The organism is Deltaproteobacteria bacterium, from assembly GCA_019308995.1.
In the GTDB taxonomy this organism is placed as follows: Bacteria; Desulfobacterota; Desulfarculia; order Adiutricales; family JAFDHD01; genus JAFDHD01.
Genome location: JAFDHD010000160.1, coordinates 1 through 5,630, shown reverse-complemented (window position 1 = coordinate 5,630; position 5,630 = coordinate 1). Strand labels below are relative to the sequence as shown.

Sequence of the window (5,630 nt, the reverse complement as noted above, 5' to 3'; positions counted from 1 at the left end):
TGGCCCGGGACATCGTGCGCGGCGCATTTCATATTTTTCAGGCCAAGGCGGTGCTTCTGGCCACCGGAGGGTATTCCCGCATCTACTGGACCACTTCCAACGCTCACATCAACACCGGCGACGGTCTGGCCCTGACCATGCGCGCAGGGTTCCCGGTCGAGGATGTGGAGTTCGTCCAGTTCCATCCCACCGGTATCTACGGGCCGGGGAACCTGATCACCGAAGGGATTCGCGGCGAAGGTGGTTTTCTCATCAATGCGGAAGATGAACGCTTTATGGGCAAGTACGCTCCGACCATCAAGGACCTGGCTTCGCGGGATATCGTGTCGCGAGGCATTATCCAGGAGATTCGCGAAGGGCGGGGCGTGGGGCCGAAGAAGGATCATGTCCTGCTCAAAATGGATCATATCGGCGAGGACATTATCCGGGAGCGGCTGCCTGGCGTCATGGAGCTGACGGAAACCTTTGCCGGTGTGGACTGCATCCGGGAACCCGTACCGGTTCGGCCCACCTGCCACTACACCATGGGCGGCATCCCCACCAACCTCTTCGCCGAGGTTGTGCTCGGTTCCATGGAAACCCCTGAAGACCCGGTGCCCGGCTTCTACGCCGCCGGTGAAGCGGCCTGCGCCAGTGTGCACGGCGCCAACCGCCTCGGGGCCAACTCCCTGCTGGATATCATTGTCTTTGGCAAGGTCGGCGGGGCGCGCATGGTCGAGTATGCCAACCGCCTTCCTGATTTCATTCCCCTGGCTGAATCGGCCGGGGCTCGAGGCCGGGCCGAGGTGGAGCGGCTGTTAAGTTCAGGGGGTTCCGAGCGCCTGGGGGTCATCATGGAGGACCTCCGGCTGTCAATGGATGAAAACTGCGGGGTCTTTCGCACCGCGGAGAGCCTCACCAGACAAAAAGAAAAGCTTAAGGAGCTCCAAGACCGCTTTAGCAGTATCGGCCTGGACGACCATAGTTCAACCTACAACCTGGACCTGGTCGAGGCCCTGGAATTAGGCCATATGCTGGACATATCTCAGGCCGTGGTCGAGGCGGCCCTGGCGCGGACAGAGAGCCGGGGGGCTCATTTTCGGGATGACTGTCCGGAGCGGGATGATGAGAACTGGCTCAAACACACCCTGGCTTACCTCTCCGCGGATGGCGGCGTCCGCCTGGATTACAAGCCGGTCCGGCTTAAGCCCCTGAGCGTCCCGCCCTTCGAGCCCAAGGAAAGGGTTTACTGAGATGGACAAGGTCACCTTCACCGTCTTTCGCTACGATTCCGAAAACGACCGGGAGCCTTATTATAAGGATTACGAGGTTGAGATCCGGCGGCCCGGCATGATGATCCTTGACGGTCTGAACCAGATCCGGTGGGAACAGGACGGCACCCTGACCTTTCGCCGCTCCTGCCGCGAAGGAGTCTGCGGTTCGGACGGGCTGAATATTAACGGTGTGAACCGGCTTGGCTGCATGACGCATATCGAGGACCTCAAGACACCGGTGGTGATTCAGCCCCTGCCTTCTCTGCCGCTGATCAAGGACCTGGTGGTGGACCTGGACGACTTTATGGACAGGTATTTCGTGTGCAGGCCCTTTTTCATCCCCAAGACTCCGCTGCCCGATCATGAGCTGCTTCAGAGTCCTGAAGATCGCCGCAAGCTGGACGGGCTGTATGAGTGCATTCTCTGCGCCTGCTGCTCCTCCTCCTGCCCGTCGTACTGGGCGGACCCGGAATATCTGGGTCCGGCCGCCCTGCTGAACGTCTGGCGTTTCATTGTGGACAGCCGAGATGTGGGCGCTGACGAACGGCTCCAGCTGCTCAACGACCGTCACGGCGTCTGGCGCTGCCATACCATCCTGAACTGCATCGAAGCCTGTCCCAAGGGCCTGAACCCGACCAGGGCCATCGGCGGCCTTAAAAAAGCCCTGGTCTCAGCCAGATTTTAGACTTCAGGAGCCGGAAGGTCCCGGGGCTGCGCCTTCCGTTTTAGACGCGACCTCAGGAGGACCGGTGCGATAAAGGCATGGACAGGAAAGAACTGATGCGGCGGATTGAGTTCCAGGCCTCCCGCCGCGCCACCCTCGAGCTGGAACTCATGCTGGACAGGCTGGTTCAGGCCGCCCGGCCTTCCTTTACGGACGATGAATTGACCGCCCTTAAGGAGCTGCTCAAACTGGACGACATGACCCTGCAAACCGCCCTGCTGGCCAGAGGCCCGGCCCCGGAAGGGGTTGCCTCCGAGTTGTGGGAAAAGGTGCTCCGGCTCGTGGCTAAGCCCGCGCCGTAAGGCGGCCATGATGATGTTCCTTCCCCGTTAGCTTCAAATCCGTGCGCCGAATTGAAGGCAAAATTATTGACTATTATTTGAAAAAACGTTACTTTAAAAACATCAAGCAGTAAATACGTCAGCAGTAAAGATGGAGCCCAGGTGAGCGAACCTGAAAAAAAGCTCGTCATCTCTCAATCTCAAATCGAAGCCAGGGTCAAAGAACTGGCCCGGGAACTCTCCCGGACCTATGAAGGCCAGGAGGTGGTCCTGGTCGGCGTGCTCAACGGGGTGTTTATGTTTCTATCCGACCTGGTCAAGGAGATGACCATACCTCTGAAAGTGGATTTTGTCCGCCTGGCAAGCTACGGCTCAGGCAGTGTCTCCTCGGGTCAGGTCGAGATGAAAAAGGACGTGGAACAGGACCTTGAAGGCAAACACGTGCTCATCGTGGACGACATCGCGGATGGCGGATTGACCCTGGACTTCCTCAAAAAACATCTGGCTGAAAAAAAACCGGCCTCGATCAGGGTCTGCGTGCTGCTGGATAAAAAGGAGCGCCGTAGCGTTCCCGTGGAAATAGACTTCACCGGCTTCCAGGTGGACCAGGGGTTCCTGGTCGGGTACGGGCTTGATTATAACGAAAAATACAGATATTTCCGGGATATCTATCATCTCATCCTTGACTGAAATCCCCGAAGGGACAGGGCCATGATCGTTCAGTGCGAGAACTGCAAAACGAAATTCAATGTTGACCCGGATCGCATCAAAGACGAAGGCTCCAGGGTCAGATGCTCCAGGTGCAGGAACGTCTTCTTAATTTACAAAGAGCCTCCGGAAGAGCCATTCCCTCTGCCAGAAGAGCCTCTGGCCCCGGCGGCTGAACCGGAAGAGGCGCCGCCCGAGGAAGGCCTGGAGGTCGAGGAGGAAGCCGCGGCAGCCGAACCCCCGCACAAGGAGGAGGCGCCTTCCTTTGAGGATGAGCTGGCCACTCTGGAGGAAGACCTCGGCCTGGAGGAACTTGAGGCGGAACCTGAAGTCCTTGAGGATGAAGCGGCTGAACCCGAGAAAGAGGTTTCCATTGATGAAGCCCTGGAGGAGGAGGGCGAGGAAGCTGAGCCGGAAGTTCCAGACGATGAACAGATTGATGAATTGAAATTTCCGGGCGAGGGGGAAGAAGAGGAATTTGAGGAGGACGAGGAGGAGGTTGAAGAAGGCCCCAGCCTTACCCCTGAAGAGGAATTTGACGAGATTATCTCCGAAACAGTGCTCGAACACGATGTCCTGGAAGGCCTCGAAGAGGAGATTTCCCCGATCGAGGAGCAAATCGAAGAGGAGGAAGTAAGTCCGACCATCGTGGCGGCCGGACCGGCAAGGAGAAGCCGGGCCTTCCTCTGGATCCTCATTGCCCTCCTGGCTGTAACGGCAGCTTTAGCCGGGGCCTGGTACTTTAGCGGTCAGAAACCGGCCAAGCCTGAGAAAGATATCCTGGGCAACAAAAACATCACGCTGGATCAGAAAAAGACCAAGCATTTCTGGAGACAGAACGAGAAGGAAGGGCCGCTCCTGGTCATTACCGGGCTGGCTGAGAATGCAAACCCCGCCTCCCGGAGCTATATAAAACTCAAAGGCACTCTCAATGACGAGCAGGAAAACGTCCTGAGGCAAAGAGTGATTTACTGCGGAAACGTCCTGAGCGACGATGAACTGCGCGTGCTGTCCATGGAAGAAATCAATAAACGCCTGATGCGAAGAACCGGCGAAAAGGGCGCAAACCTGAACATCGAACCAGGCAAGAGCGTCGAGTTCATGATCGTTTTCAACAACACCCCCGATAAGCTGGCCGGGTATTCGGTGGAGGTGGTCAGTTCACAATCCGCCAGCCCGCTTAAGTAAAGTTTTTCTGTCTCCCAATAAAACTGGCTCAACTTTGTTGAAAGTTTTTGCGGAGAAAAAGACATGAGCGATTACCATATCATTGACGCGCACGTGCACACCTATAAAACGCCGGAGATCGGCCTACAGGCTCAGGCCGGCGGGGGCCGGGCCGGATGCTTTGGCACGCCGGATGAACTTCTCAAGATCATGGATCAAGCCGGCATTGACCTGGCGGTTCAGGTGAATATGACTCCGGCCAAAAGCATGTATGACGCCGCCATGGCCAAATCTGCGCCGGAAGAAAAGGGTTCGGCCAGAGAGGAAATCATTGAAAAAATCACCGGCCGGATTCAGCGCCGCAACGAATGGACCTGCCTTATGGCCCGGGAGAACCCGAAGCTCGTGCCTTTTCCTTCAGTGGACCCGCTCATGAAGCCGGAAGACATGACCGCGGAAATCGAGGATAAGGCTAAAAATTTTGGCGCAAAGGGACTGAAGCTCCACCCGGCTGAAGGCTGCTACTTTCCCGACGATCCCATACTCTGGCCGGTTTACGAGACGGCTCAGCGATTAGGGCTGCCCATCATCTCTCACGGCGGCCTCTTTGCCACGGATAAGGAATACACCCGGCCTAAAAACTTCACCAGGGTCCTGGAAGATTTTCCAGAACTGACCCTTGTCATAGCGCACCTGGGCCTGAACTACTGGGACGAAACCCTTGAGCTCTCCAAAAGATTTTCGAATCTTTATTTCGACACCTCGGCCGCAATTCACGGGGCTGAAGGGGATAGGCCCTTAACTGATGATGAAGCCGTGGACCTGATCAGGAAGATCGGCGTGGACCGGGTCATGTTCAGCTCAGACTTCCCCTGGTTTCATCCCGGCCAGGACCTGAAACGGTTTTTGAGCCTGAAGTTTACAGAGGATGAAAAAAAGGCGATCTTAAGCGAGAACGCCAAGCGTATATTGAAATTGTAAGTTTATTCTGAACAGGATTTGAATCAATCAATAAAAATATTTTTGAGTGGTTTTATAGTTGAATAGATAGCAGAACGTGAAGCAAAACAATGTGCAAGTCCGGGATGAGACGGCTCATATTTGCCGTGTAATCCACGGCGTGCGGGGCGGACCGCGAACCGTCCATGGCAATCAAGACCTTACGCTGGATTTCACCTTGGTTTTTCAACGACATATTCTTTTCCCCCCATTCAGGCCGGATTTTTCTTCATAAAATGACGGTTCCACACCGGAAGCACAGTCTCAAACCGCTTTTCAAATTATAACAACATGTAAAGGGGTTTGAAGCGGCCCTGAACAGGACCTGCCGATGCGGGGCCTCATCAAAAAGCTAGGCAGCAGGATTAAAAAAGTTTGACTTTTTGGGTCTTCTCCATATTAGTTGATGATAATTTGATCTGGTCGATAGATTTTTTGCATCATTTAAACAAGTTACGTTCATAAAGGTGATTTGCTTATTATTAAACACTTAGATTT

Annotated in this window: 7 protein-coding genes; 6 read left to right on the top strand and 1 reads right to left on the bottom strand. The window is 55.3% G+C overall.

Annotated elements, in window-relative coordinates; translation table 11 throughout:
• The 6 genes from JRI95_16070 to JRI95_16045 all read left to right on the top strand — a co-directional run.
• Positions 1–1,232, top strand: a 1,232-nt coding sequence (locus JRI95_16070; GenBank protein MBW2063060.1) for an FAD-binding protein, incomplete at its 5' end; no start/stop codon positions are given.
• 1 nt (position 1,233) lies between these two features.
• On the top strand, positions 1,234–1,938 hold the full coding sequence (locus JRI95_16065) for a succinate dehydrogenase iron-sulfur subunit (protein ID MBW2063059.1): 705 nt from the start codon (positions 1,234–1,236) through the stop codon (positions 1,936–1,938).
• A 95-nt stretch (positions 1,939–2,033) separates the two neighbouring features.
• On the top strand, positions 2,034–2,279 hold the full coding sequence (locus tag JRI95_16060) for a succinate dehydrogenase assembly factor 2 (protein MBW2063058.1): 246 nt from the start codon (positions 2,034–2,036) through the stop codon (positions 2,277–2,279).
• Positions 2,280–2,420: 141 nt separating this feature from the next.
• Positions 2,421–2,948, top strand: coding sequence for a hypoxanthine phosphoribosyltransferase (gene hpt, locus JRI95_16055; protein ID MBW2063057.1), 528 nt, complete (start codon positions 2,421–2,423; stop codon positions 2,946–2,948).
• Between the two features lie 21 nt (positions 2,949–2,969).
• Entirely contained in the window at positions 2,970–4,154 is a 1,185-nt protein-coding gene (locus tag JRI95_16050) for a zinc-ribbon domain-containing protein (protein ID MBW2063056.1), read from the top strand.
• Between the two features lie 63 nt (positions 4,155–4,217).
• Positions 4,218–5,114 (top strand): amidohydrolase, encoded by an 897-nt coding sequence (locus JRI95_16045; GenBank protein MBW2063055.1) that lies wholly within the window; start codon positions 4,218–4,220, stop codon positions 5,112–5,114.
• 52 nt (positions 5,115–5,166) lie between these two features.
• On the opposite strand, the gene JRI95_16040 is transcribed toward JRI95_16045, so the two are convergent.
• Positions 5,167–5,328: a hypothetical protein gene (locus tag JRI95_16040; protein ID MBW2063054.1), complete on the bottom strand. Its 162-nt coding sequence runs from the start codon at positions 5,326–5,328 to the stop codon at positions 5,167–5,169.
• Positions 5,329–5,630: the final 302 nt, after the last annotated feature.